Genomic DNA, 23,068 nt, shown 5'->3' on the forward strand with positions numbered 1-23,068 from the left:
GCCCGCCGCCGTCCGCGGCCGCCCCTGGCAACGATTTCGGGAATCTCGATGAATCATCCGAGCCATTCACGCCTGCCCGCCGGCCCCGTATTGACGGCGCTCCTGGTGTTCGGCTTTCTGCTGCTTTTCCTGGCCGTGCCGGTCGGCACGGTGTTCTACAGCGCCTTCGTGAATGCCGACGGCAGCTTCACGATGGGCCACTTCGGCGCATTCTTCAGCCAGCCCCTGATGCAGGAGGCCTTCTTCAACAGCCTGTACGTGGCGGGCTGGTCGGCGCTGCTGGCCTCGCTGATCGCGGTGCCGCTGGCGTACTTCACGGTGCGCTTCGACTTCCGCGGCGCGCTCCTGATCCAGACGCTGGGCGTGCTGCCGCTGATCATGCCGCCCTTCGTGGGCGCGGTGGCCATGCAGCTGATCTTCGGCCGTTCGGGCAGCGTGAACCTGCTGCTCAACGACTGGTTCGGCTTCACGATTCCCTTCATGGAGGGGCTGAACGGCGTCATCTTCGTGGAGGCGATCCACTACTTCCCCTTCATCCTGATGAACCTGGTCGTAGCCCTGCGCAACATCGACGGAGCCATGGAGGAGGCGGCCTTCAACCTGGGCTCGCGCGGCCTGCGCCTGTTCCGCCGGGTGATCTTTCCGCTGGCGCTGCCGGGCTATGTGGCCGGCGCCTCGCTGGTGTTCGTGAAGGTCTTCGACGACCTGGGCACGCCGCTGGTGCTGGGCACGACCAACATGCTGGCCCCGCAGGCCTATCTGCGCATCACGCAGGTGGGCCTGGAAGATCCGCTGGGCTATGTGATCAGCGTGATCATGGTCGGGTTCTCGATCCTTGCGCTGTGGCTGTCCGCGCGCGTGCTCAAGGGGCGCGACTACTCCACCCTGCAAAAGGGCGGCAGCTCCATCCAGAAGCGCAAGCTGCGTCCGCTGGAAAGCGTGCTGGCCTATGGCTGGATCATCCTGGTGTTGCTGCTGGTGCTGTCTCCGCACATGGGCGTGCTGCTGCTGTCGCTCGCCACCGTGTGGAGCTATGCGCCGCTGCCGGACGGCTACACCCTGGCGCACTACTCGGCGGTGTTCTCCGAGTCGCAGGGCATGATCGCCAATACCCTGCTCTATTGCGGCCTGGCCGCGGGGATCGACGTGATCCTGGGCACCGCGATCGCCTACCTGATGCTGCGCACCCGGCTGCCGGCCAGGCAATGGCTGGACTTCCTGGCGTCCGCCGCGCTGGCGATTCCGGGCATCGTGCTGGCCATCGGCTTCCTGCGCACCTTCCGCGGCATCGAACTGCCGGGCACGGGCACCTTGCTGACCTCGTCGTGGATCATCATCATGCTCGCCTACTCCGTGCGCAGGCTTCCCTATGCGCTGCGCTCCTGCGTGGCCGCGCTGCAGCAGATCCACGTATCGCTGGAGGAAGCGGCCCAATCCCTGGGCGCGACGCGCCTGTCCACGATACGCAGGGTCGTGGTGCCGCTGATGGCCGGCGGCATGCTGGCAGGCTTTGTGACCAGCTTCGTGACGGCGGCCGTCGAGTTGTCCGCCACCATCATGCTGGTCACCAAGGACAGCCAGGCGCCCATGAGCTACGGCATCTATCTGTACATGCAAAGCGCGGCGGGCCGGGGCCCGGGCGCGGCGCTAGGCGTCCTGGCGGTGGCCGCGGTGGCCATCGGCACGTATGTATCGCACCTGCTGGTAGAGCGCGCTTCAGCGCGCCAGCGGCCGGCTCGCAATGAAGGGGAATCCCCATGAAGAAAGTCAGCGTCGAATGCCGCAACATCCGGCTGTCTTACGGCAAGACGGAGGTGCTCAAGGACGTCAGCATCAGCATCGAGCCCGGGGAATTCTTCGCCCTGCTCGGGCCGTCCGGATCGGGCAAGTCCACGCTGCTGCGGCTGATCGCGGGCTTCAACCGGCACAGCGCGGGGCAGCTGTTGGTGGACGGCAAGGACATCAGCGGCACCCCGCCCTGGAACCGCAACATCGGCATGGTGTTCCAGAACTATGCGCTGTGGCCGCACATGACCGTGTGGGACAACGTGGCCTTCGGCCTGGTCGAGCGCAAGTTGCCGCGCGCCGAGATCCGCGCCAAGGCGCAAGCGGCGCTGGACCTGGTGGGGCTGTCCCAGTACGCCAAGCGCCGCCCCAACCAGCTCTCGGGCGGACAGCAGCAGCGCGTGGCGCTGGCGCGCACCATCGTGATCGAACCGCAGGTGCTGCTGCTGGACGAGCCGCTGTCCAACCTGGACAAGAAGCTGCGCGTGCAGATGCGCCAGGACCTGCTCAGCCTGCAGCGCCGGCTGGGCATCACCACCATCTTCGTCACGCACGACCAGGAAGAGGCCATGACCACGGCCGACCGGATGGCGGTGCTGGATCACGGCGTGGTGCAGCAGATCGGCGCGCCCAGCACGCTGTTCGACTATCCGGTGAACCGCTTCGTCGCCAACTTCGTGGGCACGATGAACGTGCTGGAAGGCAATGTGCGCGAACGCACGAGCAGCAGCGTGGTGCTGGCGGTGGACGGCGTGGGCGACCTGCATCTGCCCCTGACCGGCGACGCGCCGGCCGCCTCGCGGCTGGCGGCGAGCTTCCGGCCGCACACGGTGCAGATCGAGATGGCGGACGGCCTGGGCGACGCGCGCTACGTCTGGCTGCCGGGCGTCGTGGAGAGCAGCGAATTCCTGGGCGAGTTCACGCGCTATCAGGTGCTGGTGGGCGAACAGCGGCTGACGGCGGACCAGTCGCATCTGGCCGGGCTGTCGCCCTTCCCGGTGGGCGCGCCCGTGTCGGTCGGATTGGAGCCTACGCAAGTGCGGCTGCTGGCGGCCTAAACTTGCGGCCATGGAAATCTATCAGATCCGCGCCTTCGTCACGGTCGCCCGGCTGGGCAACCTGACCAAGGCGGCCGAGGCGCTGTCCCTGACCCAGCCCGCCGTGACCGCGCAGATCAAGGCGCTGGAACAGAGCCTGGGCGTGGCGCTGTTCGACCGCAGCGGCGGCCGCCTGGCCCTGGCCAAGGCCGGCGAAGTGCTGCTGCCCACGGCGGAGTCGCTGCTGGTGCTGGGCGCGCAATTCAAGTCCGAGGCCCAGCAGCTGCAGGGCAGCCTGCACGGCGTGGTGGAATTGGGCGTGCCCAGCGAAAAGCCCGATTTCCTACGGTTGGGCGAACTGGCATCGGCCGTTGCGCAGCGCCTGCCGCTGGTGGAGCTCAAGACCCAGACGCAGCCCGCCGCGGCGCTGGCCGAGCAGGTCAGCACCGGCCGCCTGCCTGCCGCGCTGACCATCGCGGCCAATGCTTCGCGCGGCGTGCTCTGGCTGCCCCTGCGCAGCGTGCGCTACCGCATCGCCATGCCCAAGGAACACGCGGCGGTGCTCAAGCGTGGCGGCTGGCGCGAGGTGGCGCAGCTGCCGTGGCTGGACGGCCCTTCCGGCAGCCACACCCACCTGCTGCTGCGCGACATGTTCGAACGCCACGGCCTGTCGCCGCGCGTCGTGATGCAGAATGACGACCAGGCCAATCTGGAAGCGCTGGTCCGGGCGGGCGCCGGCTGCGCGCTGCTGCGCGAGGAAACCGCCCTGGCGGGCGCGGCCTCCAATGACTTCATCGTCTGGGGCCAGGCGCGCGTCGACGCCGTGCTGGGTTTCATCCTGCCTTACGAGCGCGCTAGCGAGCCCGCCCTGGTCGCGTTAAGCTCGATCATTCAGGCCATCTGGAAACCGCGCGCTCCCATCGCGCCGGCCCAGATCTAAGCCTCAATCCCCGCATCAAGACTCGTAATGACTGAAATCTGGTTCATCCGCCATGGCGAAACCGACTGGAACCGCCAGCGGCGCCTGCAAGGCTGGCAAGACATCCCCCTGAACGAATTCGGCGTCAACCAGGCCAGCCTGCTGGCCGCGCGCCTGCGCGAAGAGGCCCGCCACACGCCTGTGCACGCCATCTACAGCAGCGACCTGCAGCGCGCGCACGCTACGGCCGTGCCCGTGTCCGAACAGCTGGGCCTGCGCGTGCGCGTAGAGCCCGGCATCCGCGAACGCGGCTTTGGCGTGCTGGAAGGCCTGGACCACGACCGCATCGACGTGCTGGCCCCCGAGGCCGCTGCCGCCTGGAAGAGCCGCGATCCGCTGCGCCCGCTGGACGGCGGCGAAACGCTGGGCCAGTTCCAGTCGCGCGTCATCTCGACGGTGGACGATATCGCCAGCCGTCACGATGGCGAACGCATCCTGATGTTCACCCACGGCGGCGTGCTGGACATCATCTGGCGCCATGCGTCGGGTGTACCGCTAAACGCGCCGCGCGACGCGGCGCTGCTCAATGTCAGCATCAACCGCGTGGGCGTGCAGGGGCGCAAGTGGGAAGTGCTGGATTGGGGCGACGTAGGCCATGTGGCGGCCGAGGTCGGGGACGACGTCGTGCCTTGAAGGGGTGTCCAGCGATTGTTCGCCAGGTGTCAGACACCCATCGCCAGGTCGCCAGGTGTCTGACACCCATGGAGCGGTTGTGTCGCCTTAAGGCCGTCTCGCCTGGGTGTCAGACACCGGGTTTCGGTGTCTGACACCGGTTCTCAAGGTCTCAGACCGCCTTGCGCGGCTTGCGCGGGGCGTTGCGCGCCAGCCTGTCGTAGACCGCATTGGGCAGCAGCCGCATCAGCTTGGCCACCACGCCCATCTGCCACGGGATCACCGTGTAGCTCGTGCCCCGGCTGATCGCCGCCTGCGCGCGCACGGCGAATGCGTCCGCTTCCATCAGGAACGGCATCGAATACGGGTTGTGGGCCGTCATGGCCGTCTTGATGTAGCCGGGCGCGATCGTCACGACACGGATGCCTTGCGCGGCCAGCTCCAGCCGCAGGCTCTCGCAGTAGGTCACCACCGCCGACTTGGAGGCGCTGTAGGCGCCCGCCCCCGGCAGTCCCCGCACGCCGGCCACGCTGGCGATTCCCACCAGGCGCCCCGAGCCCGCGGCGCGCATCGGCGCGATAAAGGGTTCGAAGGTGGAAACGGTGGCCAAGAGGTTGGTGTCGACAATGGCCTTGAAGACGTCGTAGTCCTCGCCGTGGTCCGTCAACGTGCCTGCGCTGATGCCGGCGCTCGCGATGACGACGTCCACCCGTCCCTGGCAGAACGCGATGAAGTCCTGCGCCGCCGCGTGCAGGGCCTGACGGTCTCGCACGTCCACGGCGTAGCAGCGGTGCTCTCCGGGCAGGCTGGCTGCCAGCGCGCGCAGTGCGCCTTCGCGGCGGCCCAGCAGGCCCAGGGTGGCGCCCCTGGCCGCGTACTGCTGCGCCAGGGCGCGGCCCAGGCCGCTGCTGGCGCCGGTGATGAAGACTCTGTCCATGTCTGCCTGATGCCTGTTGTCGCGTTGCAAAGAATTAGGGCACGCTCTCGCGTGCCCTAATGTTGACTGCCGGCTTATCCCTGCAAGGAAGCGTGAAGCTCCTGCAGCGAGTAAACCTGCAGGCCCAGGCCTTGGCGCAGGTACTGCATGCCTTCGACCGCGGCGCGGGCGCCGGCGATGGTCGTGAAGAAGGTCACGCGGGCGGCCAGCGCCTGGGTGCGGATGGTGCGCGAGTCGGCGATGGCGTTGCGGCGCTCTTCGACGGTGTTGATGACCAGCGCGATCTCGCCGTTCTTCACCATATCGACGATGTGCGGACGGCCTTCGGTGACCTTGTTCACCAACTGCACGGGGATGCCGGCGGCTTCGATTTCAGCCGCGGTGCCGCGCGTGGCGACCAGCTTGAAGCCCAGGGCGTGCAGGCCGCGCGCCACTTCCACGGCGCGGGGCTTGTCCTGGTTCTTCACGCTGATGAACACCGTGCCGGATTCCGGCAGGCGCACGCTGGCGGCCAGCTGCGACTTGACGAAGGCCTCGCCGAAGCTCATGCCCACGCCCATCACTTCGCCGGTCGACTTCATTTCCGGGCCCAGGATGGTGTCCACGCCCGGGAACTTCACGAACGGAAACACGGCTTCCTTGACCGAGAAGTAAGGCGGCACGACTTCCTTGGTGATGCCTTGGGCAGCCAGGGTCTGGCCGGCCATGGCGCGCGCGGCGATCTTGGCGAGCTGCAGGCCGGTGGCCTTGGACACGTAGGGCACCGTGCGCGATGCGCGCGGGTTCACTTCCAGCACGTAGACGTCGCCGCCCTGGATCGCGAACTGCACGTTCATCAGGCCGCTGACGTTCAAGGCCTTGGCCATCATCGTGGTCTGGCGCTTGATCTCGGCGATGACTTCGGCCGAGAGCGAGTAAGGCGGCAGGCTGCAAGCCGAGTCGCCCGAGTGCACGCCGGCCTGCTCGATGTGTTCCATGACGCCGCCGATGAAGACGGTTTCGCCGTCGGCCAGGCAGTCCACGTCCACTTCGGTGGCGTTGTTCAGGAAGCGGTCCAGCAGCACGGGCGAATCATTGCTGACCTTCACGGCCTCGCGCATGTAGCGCTCGAGGTCTTGCTGCTCGTGCACGATTTCCATGGCGCGGCCGCCCAGCACGTAGCTGGGGCGCACGACCAGCGGGTAGCCGATCTCGGCGGCGTGGGCCAGGGCCTCGCCCTCGGTGCGCGCGGTGCGGTTGGGCGGCTGGCGCAGGCCGAGCTTGTTCAACAGCTTCTGGAAGCGCTCGCGGTCTTCGGCGACGTCGATGGATTCCGGGCTGGTGCCGATGATGGGCACGCCGTTGGCTTCCAGGGCGCGCGCCAGCTTCAGCGGCGTCTGGCCGCCGTACTGGACGATCATGCCCACGGGGTTTTCCTTGTGGACGATTTCCAGCACGTCTTCCAAGGTCAGCGGTTCGAAGTACAGGCGGTCCGACGTGTCGTAGTCGGTGGAGACGGTTTCCGGGTTGCAGTTGACCATGATGGTCTCGTACCCGTCTTCGCGCAGCGCCAGCGCGGCATGCACGCAGCAGTAGTCGAATTCGATACCCTGGCCGATGCGGTTCGGGCCACCGCCCAGCACCACGATCTTCTTGCGGTCGGTGGGCGCGGCTTCGCACTCTTCCTCGTACGTGGAGTACATGTAGGCGGTGCGGGTGGCGAATTCGGCGGCGCAGGTGTCGACGCGCTTGTAGACCGGGCGCACGTTCAACTGGTGACGCAGCTTGCGGACCTCGGATTCCGAGGAATCCAGCAGGAAGGCCAGGCGGCGGTCGGAGAAGCCGCGGCGCTTGAGTTCCCAGAGCGTCGCGTAGTCCAGGTCGGCCAGCGTCTTTTGTTCCAGCGCCAGTTCGATGTCGACGATTTCCTTGATCTGCGACAGGAACCACGGGTCGATGTGCGTGATGTTGTGCACTTCGTCCAGCGTGAAGCCTTGCGCGAAGGCATCGCCCACGTACCAGATGCGTTCCGGACCGGGCTCGCCCAGTTCGATCTGCAGCTTCTCGCGATCGGTGGTTTTCTGGTTCAGGCCGTCGACGCCCACTTCCAGGCCCCGCAGCGCCTTCTGGAACGATTCCTGGAAGGTGCGGCCGATGGCCATGACTTCACCGACGGACTTCATCTGGGTGGTCAGGCGCGCGTCGGCGGTGGGGAATTTCTCGAAGGCGAAACGCGGCACCTTGGTGACGACGTAGTCGATCGACGGTTCGAACGAGGCGGGCGTGGCGCCGCCGGTGATTTCGTTCTTGAGCTCGTCCAGCGTGTAGCCCACGGCCAGGCGCGCGGCGACCTTGGCGATGGGAAAGCCGGTGGCCTTGGAGGCCAGCGCCGACGAACGCGACACGCGCGGATTCATCTCGATGACGATCATGCGGCCGTTCTTGGGATTGACGGCGAACTGCACGTTCGAGCCGCCCGTATCCACGCCGATCTCGCGCAACACCGCGATCGATGCATTGCGCATGATCTGGTATTCCTTGTCGGTCAGCGTTTGCGCCGGCGCCACGGTGATCGAGTCGCCGGTGTGCACGCCCATCGGGTCCAGGTTTTCGATGGAGCAGACGATGATGCAGTTGTCCGCCTTGTCGCGGACCACTTCCATCTCGAATTCCTTCCAGCCCAGCAGCGACTCTTCGATCAGGAGTTCGCTGGTGGGCGAGGCTTCCAGGCCGCGGCGGCAGATGGTTTCGAATTCTTCGGCGTTGTAGGCGATGCCGCCGCCCGAACCGCCCATCGTGAAGCTGGGGCGGATCACGGCGGGGAAACCGGAGGTGCCGACTTCAGCCGCGATGCGGCGCTGCACTTCCCAGGCCTCGTCCATGTTGTGGGCGACGCCCGACTTGGCCGATTCCAGGCCGATGTCGGTCATGGCCTGCTTGAACTTCTGGCGGTCTTCGGCCTTTTCGATGGCGTGCTCGTTGGCGCCGATCAGTTCCACGTTGTGCTTTTTCAGCACGCCGTGGTGGGCCAGGTCCAGGGCGCAGTTCAGCGCGGTCTGGCCGCCCATGGTCGGCAGCAGCGCATCGGGCTTTTCACGCTCGATGATCTTTTCGACGGCTTGCCAGGTGATGGGCTCGATGTAGGTGACGTCGGCCGTTTCCGGATCCGTCATGATCGTGGCCGGGTTGCTGTTCACCAGGATGGTGCGGTAGCCCTCGGCCTTGAGCGCCTTGCACGCCTGCGCGCCGGAATAGTCGAATTCGCAGGCCTGCCCGATGATGATGGGGCCGGCGCCGATGATGAGTATGCTTTTTAGGTCTGTACGCTTGGGCATGATGCAATCTTTACTTTTGGCCGGACATCAGGCTGATGAACTTGTCGAACAGTTCCAGGATGTCGTGCGGACCCGGGCTGGCTTCGGGGTGACCCTGGAAGCAGAAGGCCGGGCGGTCGGTGAGCTCGAAGCCCTGCAGCGTGCCGTCGAACAGCGAGACGTGGGTCACGCGCGTGTTGGCCGGCAGGCTGGCCGCGTCGACCGCGAAACCGTGGTTCTGGCTGGTGATGAACACGCGCTTGGACTGGAGGTCCTGCACGGGATGGTTGGCGCCGTGATGGCCCGTCTTCATCTTGACGGTCTTGCCGCCCACCGCCAGGCCCATGATCTGGTGGCCCAGGCAGATGCCGAACACCGGCAGCTTCTTGTCCAGGAAGGCGCGCGTGGCGTCGATGGCGTAGTCGCAGGGCTCGGGGTCGCCGGGGCCGTTGGACAGGAACACGCCGTCGGGATCGAGCTTGAAGACTTCTTCGGCGCTGGTCTGGGCCGGCACCAGCGTGATGCGGCAGCCGCGGTCGGCCAGCAGGCGCAGGATGTTGCTCTTGACGCCGTAGTCGTAGGCGACCACATGGAACTTGGACTGCTCGGGCGACGTATAGCCTTCTTCGAGGTCCCAGGTGCCCTGGGTCCAGTCGGTGCTGGCCTTGATCGACACCACCTTGGCCAGGTCCTGGCCGGTCATGCCGGGAAAGCCGCGGGCCAGCTCAACGGCGCGCTCGGCGTCGGTGCCCACGAAGATGCACGCGCCCTGGGCGCCCTTCTCGCGCAGGATGCGCGTGAGCTTGCGGGTGTCGATGCCGGAAATGGCGACGATGCCCTGCTCGGAGAGGTACTCGGGCAAGGATTGCGTGGAACGGAAGTTCGACACGCGGGCGGGACAGTCGCGGACCACCAGGCCGGCGGCATAGACGCGGTTGGCTTCCACGTCTTCGGCGTTGACGCCGGTATTGCCGATGTGCGGATAGGTCAGCGTAACGATCTGGCCGCTATAGCTGGGATCGGTGAGAATTTCCTGGTACCCGGTCATCGCGGTGTTGAACACCACTTCGGCAACGGTATGCCCCGGCGCACCGATCGACACGCCTCGAAAAATGGTACCGTCCGCCAGAGCCAGAATTGCAGGAGGGAAGCGGTTGATCCCCTCGGGAAAAAGTTGCGGCAGCACAGTAAACCCCGGTTTTAGAATCGATAATCAAACCTTCGGATTATACCTTGACCGCGCGCTTTCCCCGGCGAACCGCGCCAAATAAGGCCGTAATCGGTGGTTTCGCCTGTTTTCCGGCGCCCTCGGCGCCGCTTGCCCGACCTGCCGCCGTTCGTCCGGCCGACGGCAAGCCTGCAGCGTCGGTGATACGCTAGGAACACCTTCAACCCTAGCCTGCCGCGAGCCGTATCGTCCATGTCCAGCCAACTTGACGCCCTGCGCGATCACACCACCGTTGTCGCCGACACCGGGGATTTCGAAGCAATGAAGGCGTTGCGTCCCACGGACGCCACCACCAACCCGTCCCTTATTCTGAAAGCCGTTCAGCAGGACGCCTACCGTCCCCTGCTGGAAAAGACCGCGCGCGAACACCGCGGCGCCTCCACGGCCGAACTCATGGATCGCCTGCTGGTCGCCTTTGGCCGCGCCATCCTTGACATCGTGCCGGGCCGCGTGTCGACCGAAGTGGACGCCCGCCTGTCGTTCGATACGCGCGCCACGATCGAGCGCGCCCGGGGCCTGATCGCCCTGTACGAAGCCGCCGGCATTCCGCGCGAGCGCGTGCTGATCAAGATCGCCTCGACCTGGGAGGGCATCCAGGCCGCCCGGGCGCTGCAGTCCGAAGGCATACGCTGCAACCTCACCCTGCTGTTCTCGCTGCCCCAGGCCGTGGCCTGCGCGGACGCCCACGCGCAGCTGATCTCGCCCTTTGTCGGCCGCATCTACGACTGGCACAAGAAATCGGCCGGGGCCTCGTGGGTGGAAGGCGACAATGCGGGCGCCCAAGACCCGGGCGTGCTGTCCGTCACGCGGATCTACCGCTATTACAAGCATTTCGGCATTGCCACCGAGATCATGGGCGCGAGCTTTCGCAATGTCGGCCAGATCCTGGCCCTGTCGGGCTGCGACCTGCTGACGATCAGCCCCGACCTGCTGAACAAGCTGGCCGGCACCCAAGGCGACGCCCCGGCGCAGTTGCGCGCCGGCGACGCCAAGGGCGACATCGCCCGCATCGGGGCCGACGAGGTCACGTTCCGCACCCTGCTGAACGAAGACGCGATGGCCAGCGAAAAGCTGTCGGAAGGCATCCGCCTGTTCGTGGCCGACGCCGTCAAGCTGGATGCCCTGATCGAGGCGCAGCGCGCCTGAGCCGGCACGCGCGCGGCCCCCGGCCGCGCGGGCTGGTCAGCGGTGGTCGTGGGAGTGCACCTGCAGCGCTTCCAGGAAGCGCGACACCATGTTGTAGGCCGCGACCGTGGCCGTCAGCTCGACCACCAGCTTTTCCGAACCCATGGCGGCCCGCGCCGCCTGGAACACCGCTTCAGGCACCTGCACCTGCCGCGTCATGGCGTCGGTATAGGCCAGCACCGCCTTTTCGCGTTCGCTGAACAGATCCGAGGTTTCCCAAGCGTCCAGCGCATCGAGCTGCGCCTGCGACACGCCCTCTTTCAGGGCGATCGGGGCGTGCTGGTCGGCTTCGTAGGGCGCGCCGTTGATCGCCGCCACCCGCATGATCACCAGTTCCCGCAAATCCCCGGGCAAGGTGCTGAGCTGGCGGATGGACGTCAGGTAGTTGAGCCAGCCGCCCGCCACGGCGGGGCTGTGGAGCAGCATCTGGTACAGGTGCAGCACGCTCCCGCGTTCGGCGACGATGCGCTCGACCAGGGGCCGTGCATCGGGATGAGTCAGATCAGCGTAGGGTAGACGGGCCATGGAAACTCCAGAAAGGTGAAAGGGCTGCAAATGCACACATTCGTACAATATCTTTGACATAATGACAGCACATTGCGCGTCTCCGGTCCCCCCCACGAATGAATGCGCCCACCCAATCCCATCCGCCAGTCACGCTCGCGAACTGCGATAGCGAACCGATACACGTACCGGGCGCCATCCAGCCGCTGGGCGCGCTGCTCGCGTTCGGGGCGGACGGAACGCTGCGCTACGCCAGCGAAAACGCGGCGGGAACCCTGGGCGCCACCCTGACGCTGGGCCAGCGCTGCGCGCCCGGCGTGCTGCCCCCGGGCCTGGCGCATTACCTGTCCGTCTGGCAGGATAAATCCGACCCCATATTCGATCCCCTGACCATCGCGCTGGACACGGACACCTACGACGTAATCGGCCACCGCAACGCCGACGGCCTGACCATCATCGAGCTTGAGCAGCGCGCCGACAACACCGAAATCGCGGATCCGGCGCGCATCTATCGCGGCATAGAGCGGGTGCGCCGGCAGCGCGACATCCAGGGCCTGCTGGAAAGCATGGTGCGCGAAGTGCAGCGGTCCACCGGATTCGACCGGGTGATGGCTTACCGCTTCCATCCCGACGACAGCGGCGAGATCGTGGCCGAGCAGCGCCGCGGCACGCTGGAGGACTGGGTGGGCCGCCGCTATCCCGCGGGCGACATTCCCGAGCAGGCGTGCCGGCTTTACACCGTGAACACCCTGCGCCAGATCGCCGACGCCAATTACCAGCCCGTCCGCGTGCTGGCCGCGCCGTCGCCCGATCCCCGGCCGCTGGACATGAGCTTCTGCGTGCTGCGCAGCGTATCGCCGGTCCACCTGGAGTACATGGCGAACATGGGCGTGCGGGCGTCGATGAGCCTGTCGCTGGTGGTGGGCGGCCGGCTGTGGGGCATGATCGCCTGCCATCACCATGCGCCCCGCCCGATCCCCTACCCTGCCCGCCTGGCATGCGAAGCGCTCGCGCAGGTGCTGTCCGCGGCGGTGGCCAATATCGAAGGCAACGAGCGCGCGGAACAGGCGCGCCAGAACGCCGCGCTGGTCAGCGAACTGACCGAACGCGTTTCCGCATCGGAAAACGTCCATCTGGCGCTGTCGGGCGGACATGAGACGCCCGCGGCGCTCATCCCCAGCGATGCCGCGCTGTGCCTGTGGGGCAACAGCGTGACGGTGTTCGGCGGCATCGCGCCGCGCGGCGAACTGGCCGGCATTCTTTGCGCGCTGGACCAGAGCGGACAACGCCTGGTCCACACCACCAACATCGCGCGCGACTACCCCGAGCTGCACACCGATCTGGTGCCCTACGCAGGCCTGCTCGCCTGCAAGTTCGACCCCATGAACAACGGGTGGCTGATCTGGCTGCGCAAAGAGCAGATCGAAACCGTCGTGTGGGGCGGCAAGCCTGAAAAGCAGTACGCGGTGGGCAGCATGGGCCCGCGCCTGACGCCGCGCGGCTCGTTCGAAGCCTGGCGCGAAGTCGTGCGCGGCACCTGCACGCCCTGGCTGCAGGCCGAACTGGACGCGGCCGACAACCTGCGCGACGAACTGTCCCACATCGCCACCAGCCGCGCGGCGGACGTGGACCGGGCGCGCACCGCGCTGCTGGCGATGCTGGGCCACGACCTGCGCGATCCGCTGCAATCCATCTCCATGGCCGCCACCCTGTTGTCCAAGACGGATTCGGGCGCACGCATGGGCGAGCGCATCCGCTATTCCAGCGGCCGGATGCAGCGCCTGATCTCGCAAGTGCTGGACCTGTCCCGCCTGCAGGGCGGCATGGGCCTGGGCATTGAAAAGCGGCCGTGCGATCTCTCGGCGCTGCTGGACAGCCTGATCGAGGAAAAGCGCCAGGCCTATCCCGGCCTGCGCATCGAACCCGACGTGCAGCCCGGCCTGAGCCTCATGGCCGACACGGACCGCATCGCGCAGGTCATCACCAACCTGATGAGCAACGCGCGCCAGCACGGCGCGCCGCGCCAGCCCATACTGGTCCGCGCCGCGCAGGCGGGCGACCTGATCGAACTGCGCGTCATCAACCATGGCGCGCCGATCGCCGAAGACTTGCTGGCGCACCTGTTTTCGCCGTTCAAGCCGGAATCGCTGGGCCAATCGCGCAATCGCAACGGCCTGGGACTGGGCCTGTACATCGCCGAGCGGGTCGTGCGCGACCACGACGGCGAGATCTCGGTCGACTGCCGCGACGGGCTGGTCATTTTCACGGTGACGCTGCCGCGCGCAATGCATGCGCCCCAACCCTCTTGAACTCGGGAGACGCCTTTTGAACGACGTGCGCGCGATTCGCGTCCTGCTGGTTGACGACAACGAAATGGGATCGGAACTGCTGGCCGAGTTCCTGGCGCTTTCCGGCCTGGAAACGCGCTGCGCCGCCACGGGCGGCGAAGCCCTGCAACTGGCGGAAACCTTCGCGCCCGAAGCCGTGCTGGTGGACATCCTGCTGCCCGACATGGACGGCTACGAGCTGGCTCACCGCCTGCGCGAACGCACGGCGCCGCCGCGCATCTACGCCTTGAGCGGACTCGCCCGGCACGAACGGCGCGACGGCGCGGACAGCATGTTCAACGGGTGGATCGAAAAGCCGGCCGACCCGGAAGCGCTGCTGGCCATCCTGCGCGAAGCGGGCTGATGGCGCCCCCCATGAAGCCCCCCGACCCCTTCAGCGCCCTGGCGGCAAGGGGTGTGCAGTTCAAGGTTCTTGCCCAGATCTTTCCCGTCCTGCGCCATGAGGTCGTGGGGCCGCTGTCGAACGCTTCGCTGGCCGCCGCCATGCTGCGCCAGACGCCCGACGGCGCCAACGCCGAGGCCTTGCAGCAGCGCTGCCAGCGCCTGGCGGGCGACCTGACCGGCATGCTGGAGGAAAGCGTGGGCATCGTCCGGGAACTGGATCAGTGGCTGACCGACAGCGGCGCCATCGCATTTGCCGACGACCTTTTCCACGAATGCCGCAAGCTGCTGTTCTCGCACCTGCTGCTGTCGCGGCACAGCGTCCGCTGGCCCAAGGACATTGCGCCAGCAGAACTGCCGCAGTTCAGCTCGCGCTACCTCGTGCTGACCTGGCTGCTGTGCCTGCTGCCCTTGCTGCCCACGGACGCCGAACTCGTGCTGGACACCTCGGAGCCTGGCGTCTGGCGGGCCCGTTTTCCAGAAGGCCCCGCGCCCGCCGCCGCGCAACCGCCGGCCTTCGACCCGCGCGAAGTCGAGCTTCTGGCCGCCGCCGCGGGCTGGCGCCTGGAACGACAGGCCGGATGCTGGTCGCTCCACCTGCCCGCCACCTCACCGACAAGCGAGCTGCCGACATGATTTCACCGGTGCATCAAGTGCTGCGCGAAGGCACGCGCGACCGTCACGAAACGCTGGACCAGGGCCTGGCGCTGGCCAGCGGCGACGTCGACCGCGCGGGCTACCTGAACTATCTGCGCGCCCTGCTCGGCTGGCTGGAGCCGCTGGAGCAGCGGCTCTGGCAGCTCGACTGGCCCGAGGGCCTGCAGGCGCCCGCGCGCGCCGGCAAGAGCGCGTGGCTGCGCGCCGACCTGGCCGACGCCGGCCAGGCCGCGCCCGTGCCGCGCTGCGCGGACGTGCCCTCGCTGGCCGCGGCCGACGCCTACGCGCTGGGCGTGGCCTATGTGGTGGAAGGATCGCAGCTGGGCGGGCGTTTCCTGGCCAGGCGCCTGCAAGACGTCGCCCCCGCCCTGCCCCTGCGCTATCTGCAGGGATACGGAGAGCAGGTGGGACCGCTGTGGAAGGGGTTCCTGCAATACCTGGACAGCGAGGCCGGCGCGCAGGGCCGCGAGGCGCATGCCCTGCAAGGCGCCCGCGACGCCTTCGACAGCCTGACGGCCTGGCTGCGCAGCCGGCACGCGCTGCGGGCGTGAGGCCCGCCGCGCGGCGGCCGGCCTGCTACAGCTTTTCGGTTTCGCCCGATTTGGGCTGCCACTTCATCAGGCGCTTTTCGCCCACGCCGACGATGATGTCCAGCACCAGCGCGAAGGCGGTCAGCACGAGAATGCCCGCGAACACGGTGTTCACGTCGAACGTGCCTTCCGCCTGCAGGATCAGGTAGCCCACCCCGCTTGCCGACCCGAGGTATTCGCCCACGACCGCGCCCACGAAGGCCAGGCCCACGGAGGTGTGCAGGCTGGAGAACACCCAGCTCGTGGCCGAAGGCAGGTACACGTGCCGCAGCAGCTGGCGCTGGCGCGCGCCCAGCATGCGGGCGTTGTCCAGCAAGGTCGGGCTGACTTCCCGCACGCCCTGGTAGACGTTGAAGAAGACGATGAAGAACACCAGCGTCACCGCCAGCGCCACCTTGGACCAGATGCCCAGGCCGAACCACATGCCGAAGATGGGCGCCAGGATCACGCGCGGCATCGAGTTGGCGGCCTTGATGTAGGGATCAAGGATCGCGCTGGCAAGCGGCGACAGCCCCAGCCACAGGCCGAAGCCCAGGCCGGCGATGGTGCCGATGAAAAACGCCAGCACGGTTTCGGACAGGGTCACCCACAGGTGGCTGTAGATATCCGCGTTGGTGATGAACCAGGCCCAGATGCGGCCCCATACCTTCAGCGGCTCGCCGAAGAAGAACGCCACCTTGGGGTCGCGCGACGCGAAATGCCAGACGGCCAGGATGACGACAAGCAGCAGCAACTGCCAGAAGCGCAGGCTGGCGGTACCGGGTTTGATCAGCTTGGCCATGAATCAGACTCGCTTCTGTTGGGCATAGCCCTTGAGCACTTCTTCGCGCAGCACGCCCCAGATGGCGGCGTGCAACTCAACAAAGCGCGGATCGGTGCGCACTTCGGCCACGTCGCGCGGACGCGGCAGGTCGATCGCGAATTCTCCGATGGGATGGGTGCCGGGGCCGGCCGACAGCACGATGACGCGATCGCTCATGGCGATGGCTTCGTCCAGGTCATGGGTGATGAAGAGCACGGCTTTGCGCTTGGCCATCCACAGGTCCAGGACCTCGTTCTCCATGAGTTGGCGCGTCTGGATGTCCAGCGCGGAGAACGGCTCGTCCATCAGGATGATGTCGGGGTCGCGGATCAGGGTCTGGGCCAGCATGGCGCGCTTGCGCATGCCGCCCGACATCTGGTGCGGATAGCGGCCCTCGAAGCCGCCCAGGCCGACGCGGCGCATCCACTCCCGGCCGCGCTCGAGCCCTTCCGAGCGGGGCACGCCGGCAAAGTCCAGCCCGGCGACTACGTTGTCCAGCGCGCTGCGCCAGGGCAGCAGGGCCTCGCCCTGGAACATGTAGCCCGCGCGGGCATTGATGCCGGACAGGGGCTGCCCGAACACCTTCACCTGCCCCGACGACGGCGCCAGCAGGCCGGCGCCGACGTTGAGCAGGGTGGACTTGCCGCAACCGGTCGGCCCCACCACCGACACGAACTCCCCTGGCGCGATGGCCAGGGTCGTGTCGCTGACGGCGGTGTAGCGCTGCGAACGGTCGTCACGCGAGACAAAGGTGCAACTTATGTTTTCCAGCGACAGCGCGGCTTCAGCCATTGGCATACTTCTCGTTGGCGCGGCGCGCGAAATCGTTGGTCCAGACCTTGGAGGGGTCGATCTTCGCGCCGTCGAAATCCGCCTGGTAGGCGGCCAGCGCCTTGAGCGCGGTGGCCGCGCCGTCTTCGGGGATCATGCCGTCGGGCGACAGGCCTTCCATGCTCTTGGCGAGCGCGGCCTTGTACACCGCCGGATCGCCCAGCAGGTAGGCTTCCGGCACGACCTTGGCGATCTCGTCGGGGCCGGCCTTCTGGATCCACTTGTTGGCGCGCACCAGCGCGTTGGTCAGCGCCTGGGTGGTGTTGGGATTGGCGTCGATGAAGGCTTGCGGCGCATACAGGCAGCCCGCCGGCATGTTGCCGCCGAAAATTTCCTGGGTGTCCTTGAGCGTGCGCGTGTCGACGATGATCTGGATTTCGCCGGGCATTTCCAGCATGGAGACCACCGGGTCGGTGTTGGAGATGGCGTCGATCTGGCCGCTGCGCACCGCGGTCACCGCGCCGGCGCCCGCGCCCACGCCGATGAAGGAGACGTCGGAAGCCTTCAGGCCGTGCTTGGCCAGGAAGAAGCTGACCACCATGTTGGTGGACGAACCGGGCGCGGTCACGCCGATCTTCTTGCCCTTCAGGTCGGCCGGGCCCTTGTAGTTGGGCAGGGTCTTCTTGGATACGCCCACGCCGATCATCGGCGCGCGGCCCTGCAGCACGAAGGCGCGATACGCCTGGCCCTTGGACTGCATGGACAGCGTGTGCTCGAAGGCGCCCGAGACAACGTCGGCGCTGCCGCCCACCACGGCCTGCAAGGCCTTGGAGCCGCCCGCGAAGTCGGCGATGCTGACGTCCAGCTTTTCGTCCTTGAAGTAGCCGCGCGCTTCCGCGATGGTCAGCGGGAGGTAATAGATCAGCGGCTTGCCGCCGACTGCGATCTGGACCTTGGACTTTTCGAGCTTCTGCGCGCGCACGATGGCGGGGGCCATGCCCATGACGCCGGCGGCGCCGGCCATCTTGAGCAGTTCACGGCGGGTGACTGACATTGGTTTGTCTCCTAGTTGTCGGGTTTACCGATAGCGCCGGTCTTTGCCAGCTCGTCGATAGCCGCTGAATCATACCCCAGCGATTTCAGGACTTCCTCGGTATGTTCCCCTAATTCCGGGCCTACCCAGCGCGTCTGGCCGGGGGTCTCCGACAGCTTGGGAACCACCGCGGGCAGCTTGACCGGACTGCCGTCGGCCAGGCGATGCTGCTCGATCATGCGCCGCGCCAGGAACTGCGGATCGCTGAACATGTCGGCCACGCTGTAGATCTTGCCCACGGGCACGTCGGCGTTCTTGAGCGCATCGAGCGCCGCTTCGATTTCGCGCGCGCCGCACCACTGCTGGATCGCCCCGTCGATCTCGTCGACACGGCGTGCGCGGCCGTCGTTGCGCACCAGGTCCGGGTCTTCGGCCAGGTCGTCGCGGCCGATCGCGCGCATCAGGCGGTGAAAGATCGCATCGCCGTTGCCGGCGACGACAATGTTCTGCCCGTCGCGGGTGGTGTAGGTATTGGAGGGCACGATGCCGGGCAGCGCGCCGCCCGTGCGTTCGCGCACCACGCCGGCCACGTCGTACTCGGGGACCAGGCTTTCCATCATGTTGAACACGGCTTCGTACAGCGCCACGTCCACCATCTGGCCCTGCCCCGCGCGCGATTCCTCGCCGGCCTTGCCGTTCCAGCGTCCGCCCGTGGCGTCGCGGTGGCGCAGCGCCATCATGGCGCCGATCACGCCGTGCAGCGCCGCGATGGAGTCGCCGATCGATATGCCGACGCGCAGCGGCGGGCGGTCGGGATGGCCCGACACGTAGCGCAGGCCGCCCATGGATTCGCCGATTGCGCCGAAACCCGGCTGGTCCTTCATCGGGCCGGTCTGCCCGTAACCGGACAGGCGCACCATGATGAGCGCCGGGTTGACGGCGCGCAGCTGCTCATAGCCCAGGCCCCACTTCTCCAGCACGCCGGGGCGGTAGTTCTCGACCACGACGTCGGCGTCCAGCGCCAGCTTGCGGGCGATTTCCCGGGCGCGCGGATCTTTCAGGTTGAGGGCAATGGATTGCTTGTTGCGGGCCTGCACCGTCCACCAGAGCGAATTGCCCTCGTGCAGATGGCGCCAGCTCCGGATGGGATCGCCGCCGCCCGTGCCGTCGGGCCCGTGCGGCGTTTCCACCTTGATGACGTCGGCGCCGAATTCGCCGAAGATGCGCGCGGCGAACGGGCCGGCGATGAGCGTGCCGAGTTCCAGGACCTTCAGTCCGGTCAGCGCTGACATGGCTTGTCTTCCTCACATTTTTTGCCTTGCCGGTACATTGCCGGCAAGGCGTTCTGGCGCCGCGAGCTTCAGGTGATCTTGCGCTCCATCAGCGCCCAGGCGATAGTGCCCGCGTCCACGTATTCGAGCTCGCTGCCGGCCGGCACGCCGCGCGCCAGGCGCGTGACCCGCAGGCCGCGCTCGCCCAGGGCTTCGCCCAGGAAATGGGCGGTGGTCTCGCCTTCGGCCGTGAAGTTGGTGGCCAGGATGACTTCCTGCACCACGCCGTCGGTCGCGCGCTTGATCACGCGGTCGAAATCCAGCTCGCGCGGGCCGATCCCTTCCAGCGGCGCCACCCGGCCCATCAACACGTAGTACAGGCCACGGTAGCCGTGGCTGGACTCGATCATGTTCTGGTCGGCCGGCGTTTCCACGATGCACAGCAACGAGGGGTCCCGCTTGGGATTGGAGCAGGTGCCGCAGACCTCTTCTTCCGCAAAGCTGTTGCAGCGCGCGCAGTGCTTCAGGTCCCGCACCGCGCCCGCAAGCGCCCGCCCCAGCATGTCCGCGCCTTGCGGGTCATGCTGCAGCAGGTGATAGGCCATGCGTCTGGCCGAACGCACGCCCACGCCGGGCAAGCGCCGCAGCGCCTCGATCAGCGAGACCAGCGGCTCGGGTTCAGGCAGTAAAGGGTCCATTGCGGCCTAGGGCTGCGGCAATCAGAACGGCAGCTTCATGCCCGGGGGCAGCGGCATGCCGGCGGTCACCGACGCCATTTTTTCCTGGGAAGTGGCTTCAGCCTTGCGCAGCGCGTCGTTGAACGCGGCGGCCACCAAGTCTTCCAGCATGTCCTTGTCGTCGCCCAGCAGGGACGGGTCGATCACAACGCGCTTGACGTCGTGGCGGCAGGTCATGGTGACCTTTACCAGGCCGCCGCCGGAGGCGCCTTCGACCTGGATGTCGGCCAGCGCGTCTTGCGCCTTCTTCATGTTTTCCTGCATTTGCTGCGCCTGGCGCATCAGGCCGGCCAGTTGTCCTTTCATCATGATGGATGCTTCCTTGAACGAGGGGAATGAGAGAGTGCCGCCGCTTCAGGCGGCGGCGGGGGGATCAACGTGGCGAATGGAGCCGGGCACGACCATGCCGCCGAAATCGGCCACCAGCGCTTGTACAAAGGGATCGACGGCAACCGCGTCTTCGGCGGCCAACTGACGCGCGGCGCGCTCGGCCTGCGCCACGGCATGCGCGGTGGCGTCGCCGGTGACGCCGACTTCCACATCCAGCCGTATGCCCTGCCCGAAATGTTCGCACAACACGGTTTGCAGGCGGACGCGGCTTTCGCTTTCGGCCAACGTCTTGACGGCCACGCGCAGGACGATCGCATCGCCCTGCACGCCGGCCCATTCGCTTTGGCGCGCCAGTTCCGCGGCCAGGCCCGTAACGGGCAGGCGTCCGGCCAATTCGGGCCACAAGGCCGAGGTCATGTCCGCCATGCGGGCGCGCGACTGGCGCTTGCGCGCGGGAGCCGGACCCTCGCGCCTGGCGGGAGCGGCCGGCGGCTGGGGTGCGGCCGAAGGCGCGGTGGCCAGGGTTTCGAAATCATCGTCGTCCGGATCGGACGTGAAACCGCTTTCCGGCGCAAAACCGCCTTCGGCTTCGAAGGGAATTTCTTCATCGACCCAGGACGGGGGGCCATCGCCGTCATCCGCCGCGGGAGCGGCTGCGACGGCCGCCGCGGCGGGCGTCACCGCCAGCGCGGCGGAGCCTGCCGTCTTGCCGGAAGCCAGGTTGGCGGTTGCCGCGGGCGCGTCGGCCGGCAGGTCTTCCCAGGGCGGCACGCTGCCGCCATCGGTGGCTTGGGGCGCGCGAGCGGCAGCGACGGATTCGGGCGCAGCCGGCGCCGGCGCGGCGGCTGGCGCCGGAGCAGGTTCGGCCGGCGCGGCCGGTTGTTCAGCCGCGGCCGGCGCGGTATCGGCGACCTGAGGCGCGGCGGCATCGGTGGCGGGCGCCGGGATCGGGGCAGCGGGCGGTTCGGCGGCGACTGGCTCCGCGACGGGCGCCGGCGGGGCGACGGACGCAGGCGCCGCAGCGGGTGCGGAAACGGGCGCCGGCGCAGCGGCCGCTGGCGTGGCAACCGCCGCAGCGGCGGCCGTTGCCGGTTCCGCCGTTTGACGGGCGGGCGCGGCGGGCGCTTCCAGCGCGGTTTGCGGGCCGGCCTCGCCATTGAGCGCCAGCATGCGCAGGCAGGCCATGATGAAGCCCGCGTACTCGTCGGGCGCCAGGGTCAGCTCGCTGCGGCTGTGCACCGCCACGGAATAGAACAGCTGCACGGCGTCAGGATGCAGAACCTGCGCCAGACGGGCGATGTCGCCCGCCAGGGGATCTTCGGCCGGCGTCACGCCGGTCACGCGCTGCTCGATCGCCACGCGCGACAGCAGCACGGCCAGGTCGGCCAGCGCGCCGGCATAGGACAAGCCGCGAATCGCAAGCTCGTCGGCCACCGCCAGCACCCCTTTGGCGTCGCCGGCGGACAGCGCGTCCAGCAGGCGGACAAGATGGCGCTGATCGATGGTGCCGAGCATGCCGCGCACGGCGTCCTCGGTGAGGTTGCCGGCGCTATAGGCGATGGCCTGGTCGGTCAGCGACAGGGCGTCGCGCATGGAGCCGGATGCCGCCTGCCCGATGAGGCGCAGGGCCGGCACCTCGAAACCCACGTCTTCCTGCCCGAGCACGGCCTGCAAATGGCCGACGATGGAATCGCCGGGCATCTGCTTCAGGTTGAACTGCAGGCAGCGCGACAACACCGTCACCGGAATCTTCTGCGGGTCGGTGGTGGCCAGGATGAATTTGACGTGGGGCGGAGGCTCTTCCAGCGTCTTGAGCATGGCGTTGAACGCGTGCCCGGTCAGCATGTGGACTTCGTCGATCATGTAGACCTTGAAGCGCCCCGCGCCCGGCGCGTATACCGCCTGCTCCAGCAGCTGCGTCATTTCCTCGACGCCGCGGTTCGACGCCGCGTCCAGCTCAAGGTAGTCGACGAAGCGCCCGGCATCGATCTCGGTGCAGGCGCGACAGACGCCGCAAGGCTTGGAGGTGATGCCTGTTTCGCAGTTGAGCGACTTGGCCAGGATGCGCGAGAGCGTGGTCTTGCCGACGCCCCGGGTTCCGGTGAACAGCCAGGCGTGGTGCAGGCGTTGCGTGTCGAGCGCATGGGTAAGCGCACGCACCACGTGATCCTGTCCCACGAGGGTCTCGAACGATCGCGGCCGCCACTTGCGGGCCAATACCAGATAAGTCATGGCTGGATTGTAGAGCCTGTTTTGTGAGCGGACTCGTGAGCGGGCTGAAATGCAAAGGGGACGGGCTTATTCCCGTGGAACGAATCCTTGGAAAATAACCCCGTCCCCTTTGAAAGCGGTGTAGCAAACGCTACCTGCTTTGAAGAATCCGGTTGGCGAGCCTTACTCCGGCACTGACCCTAAACGACTATGGCTGCTTCGTTCCCGACCTGACCAGGTTCACCGTCGAACCATGCGAAGGGGCCCGCCAGCCGAGATTCTAGCAGAGCTGCGCTTCGCTTGCTCGCTAGAATCTCGGCCGGCGGGCCCCGAGGGGCGGTATGTGGGGGGGCCCCCCCCGCCCCCCCCCCCCCGCC

The 23,068-nt window shown here is 67.4% G+C and carries 20 protein-coding genes and 1 other RNA gene; 9 read left to right on the forward strand and 12 right to left on the reverse strand.

Going from position 1 to position 23,068, the window contains the following annotated elements; translation table 11 throughout:
* Window positions 1-48: 48 nt before the first annotated feature.
* Genes ACFWP0_RS29360 through ACFWP0_RS29375 form a run of 4 tightly spaced genes read left to right on the forward strand, consistent with a single transcriptional unit; the run spans window position 49 to window position 4,434 of the window.
* On the forward strand, window positions 49-1,761 hold the full coding sequence (locus tag ACFWP0_RS29360; RefSeq protein WP_377848274.1) for an ABC transporter permease: 1,713 nt from the start codon (window positions 49-51) through the stop codon (window positions 1,759-1,761).
* Window positions 1,758-2,843, forward strand: coding sequence for an ABC transporter ATP-binding protein (locus ACFWP0_RS29365; protein WP_377848248.1), 1,086 nt, complete (start codon window positions 1,758-1,760; stop codon window positions 2,841-2,843). Before ACFWP0_RS29360 ends, ACFWP0_RS29365 begins: the two co-directional genes overlap by 4 nt.
* Before the next feature lie 10 nt (window positions 2,844-2,853).
* Window positions 2,854-3,762 (forward strand): LysR family transcriptional regulator, encoded by a 909-nt coding sequence (locus tag ACFWP0_RS29370; RefSeq protein ID WP_377848249.1) that lies wholly within the window; start codon window positions 2,854-2,856, stop codon window positions 3,760-3,762.
* Between the two features lie 27 nt (window positions 3,763-3,789).
* Window positions 3,790-4,434, forward strand: coding sequence for a histidine phosphatase family protein (locus tag ACFWP0_RS29375; RefSeq protein WP_377848251.1), 645 nt, complete (start codon window positions 3,790-3,792; stop codon window positions 4,432-4,434).
* Window positions 4,435-4,585: 151 nt separating this feature from the next.
* Here ACFWP0_RS29375 and ACFWP0_RS29380 read toward each other — a convergent pair whose 3' ends face one another.
* From ACFWP0_RS29380 to carA, 3 genes are all read right to left on the reverse strand, one after another.
* The gene (locus ACFWP0_RS29380) at window positions 4,586-5,350 is read right to left on the reverse strand and encodes an SDR family oxidoreductase (protein WP_377848252.1); all 765 of its coding nucleotides are present in this window, start codon (window positions 5,348-5,350) and stop codon (window positions 4,586-4,588) included.
* A 74-nt stretch (window positions 5,351-5,424) separates the two neighbouring features.
* Window positions 5,425-8,664 carry a carbamoyl-phosphate synthase large subunit gene (gene carB, locus ACFWP0_RS29385; protein WP_377848254.1) on the reverse strand — a complete coding sequence of 1,080 codons (3,240 nt, stop codon included), beginning with the start codon at window positions 8,662-8,664 and terminating at the stop codon, window positions 5,425-5,427.
* A 10-nt stretch (window positions 8,665-8,674) separates the two neighbouring features.
* A complete protein-coding gene (gene carA, locus ACFWP0_RS29390) occupies window positions 8,675-9,829 on the reverse strand; it encodes a glutamine-hydrolyzing carbamoyl-phosphate synthase small subunit (RefSeq protein WP_377848255.1) in 1,155 nt (384 codons plus the stop codon).
* A gap of 234 nt (window positions 9,830-10,063) precedes the next feature.
* Between carA and tal the strand changes: the two genes are divergently transcribed.
* A complete protein-coding gene (tal, locus tag ACFWP0_RS29395) occupies window positions 10,064-11,017 on the forward strand; it encodes a transaldolase (protein ID WP_377848257.1) in 954 nt (317 codons plus the stop codon).
* Between the two features lie 36 nt (window positions 11,018-11,053).
* On the opposite strand, the gene ACFWP0_RS29400 is transcribed toward tal, so the two are convergent.
* Window positions 11,054-11,581 (reverse strand): carboxymuconolactone decarboxylase family protein, encoded by a 528-nt coding sequence (locus ACFWP0_RS29400; RefSeq protein ID WP_377848259.1) that lies wholly within the window; start codon window positions 11,579-11,581, stop codon window positions 11,054-11,056.
* 98 nt (window positions 11,582-11,679) lie between these two features.
* Here ACFWP0_RS29400 and ACFWP0_RS29405 point away from each other — a divergent pair, with 98 nt between their 5' ends.
* From ACFWP0_RS29405 to ACFWP0_RS29420, 4 genes are read left to right on the forward strand one after another with little or no spacing between them, the layout of a single operon-like run.
* Window positions 11,680-13,869 carry an ATP-binding protein gene (locus ACFWP0_RS29405; protein ID WP_377848260.1) on the forward strand — a complete coding sequence of 730 codons (2,190 nt, stop codon included), beginning with the start codon at window positions 11,680-11,682 and terminating at the stop codon, window positions 13,867-13,869.
* Between the two features lie 25 nt (window positions 13,870-13,894).
* The gene (locus ACFWP0_RS29410; protein WP_377848276.1) at window positions 13,895-14,251 is read left to right on the forward strand and encodes a response regulator; all 357 of its coding nucleotides are present in this window, start codon (window positions 13,895-13,897) and stop codon (window positions 14,249-14,251) included.
* A gap of 11 nt (window positions 14,252-14,262) precedes the next feature.
* Window positions 14,263-14,925 carry a hypothetical protein gene (locus ACFWP0_RS29415; protein ID WP_377848261.1) on the forward strand — a complete coding sequence of 221 codons (663 nt, stop codon included), beginning with the start codon at window positions 14,263-14,265 and terminating at the stop codon, window positions 14,923-14,925.
* Window positions 14,922-15,497, forward strand: a complete 576-nt coding sequence (locus ACFWP0_RS29420) for a biliverdin-producing heme oxygenase (RefSeq protein WP_377848263.1) — start codon at window positions 14,922-14,924, stop codon at window positions 15,495-15,497. The genes ACFWP0_RS29415 and ACFWP0_RS29420 overlap by 4 nt, the downstream gene beginning before the upstream one ends.
* A 25-nt stretch (window positions 15,498-15,522) precedes the next feature.
* On the opposite strand, the gene ACFWP0_RS29425 is transcribed toward ACFWP0_RS29420, so the two are convergent.
* The 8 genes from ACFWP0_RS29425 to ffs all read right to left on the reverse strand — a co-directional run bounded on the left by ACFWP0_RS29425 (window position 15,523) and on the right by ffs (window position 22,961).
* Window positions 15,523-16,317, reverse strand: a complete 795-nt coding sequence (locus ACFWP0_RS29425; protein ID WP_377848264.1) for an ABC transporter permease — start codon at window positions 16,315-16,317, stop codon at window positions 15,523-15,525.
* A 3-nt stretch (window positions 16,318-16,320) separates the two neighbouring features.
* The gene (locus ACFWP0_RS29430; protein ID WP_377848266.1) at window positions 16,321-17,130 is read right to left on the reverse strand and encodes an ABC transporter ATP-binding protein; all 810 of its coding nucleotides are present in this window, start codon (window positions 17,128-17,130) and stop codon (window positions 16,321-16,323) included.
* Window positions 17,123-18,163 carry an ABC transporter substrate-binding protein gene (locus tag ACFWP0_RS29435; RefSeq protein ID WP_377848267.1) on the reverse strand — a complete coding sequence of 347 codons (1,041 nt, stop codon included), beginning with the start codon at window positions 18,161-18,163 and terminating at the stop codon, window positions 17,123-17,125. The genes ACFWP0_RS29430 and ACFWP0_RS29435 overlap by 8 nt, the downstream gene beginning before the upstream one ends.
* An 11-nt stretch (window positions 18,164-18,174) precedes the next feature.
* Window positions 18,175-19,434, reverse strand: a complete 1,260-nt coding sequence (locus ACFWP0_RS29440) for a CaiB/BaiF CoA transferase family protein (protein WP_377848269.1) — start codon at window positions 19,432-19,434, stop codon at window positions 18,175-18,177.
* Between the two features lie 68 nt (window positions 19,435-19,502).
* On the reverse strand, window positions 19,503-20,111 hold the full coding sequence (recR, locus tag ACFWP0_RS29445) for a recombination mediator RecR (RefSeq protein WP_377848271.1): 609 nt from the start codon (window positions 20,109-20,111) through the stop codon (window positions 19,503-19,505).
* A gap of 21 nt (window positions 20,112-20,132) precedes the next feature.
* On the reverse strand, window positions 20,133-20,459 hold the full coding sequence (locus tag ACFWP0_RS29450) for a YbaB/EbfC family nucleoid-associated protein (RefSeq protein WP_057283582.1): 327 nt from the start codon (window positions 20,457-20,459) through the stop codon (window positions 20,133-20,135).
* A gap of 45 nt (window positions 20,460-20,504) precedes the next feature.
* The gene (locus ACFWP0_RS29455) at window positions 20,505-22,712 is read right to left on the reverse strand and encodes a DNA polymerase III subunit gamma/tau (RefSeq protein WP_377848273.1); all 2,208 of its coding nucleotides are present in this window, start codon (window positions 22,710-22,712) and stop codon (window positions 20,505-20,507) included.
* A gap of 151 nt (window positions 22,713-22,863) precedes the next feature.
* Window positions 22,864-22,961, reverse strand: an RNA gene (gene ffs, locus ACFWP0_RS29460) — signal recognition particle sRNA small type.
* Window positions 22,962-23,068: the final 107 nt, after the last annotated feature.

This window comes from Achromobacter sp. NPDC058515, from assembly GCF_042721735.1.
Classification (GTDB): domain Bacteria; phylum Pseudomonadota; class Gammaproteobacteria; order Burkholderiales; family Burkholderiaceae_B; genus Achromobacter.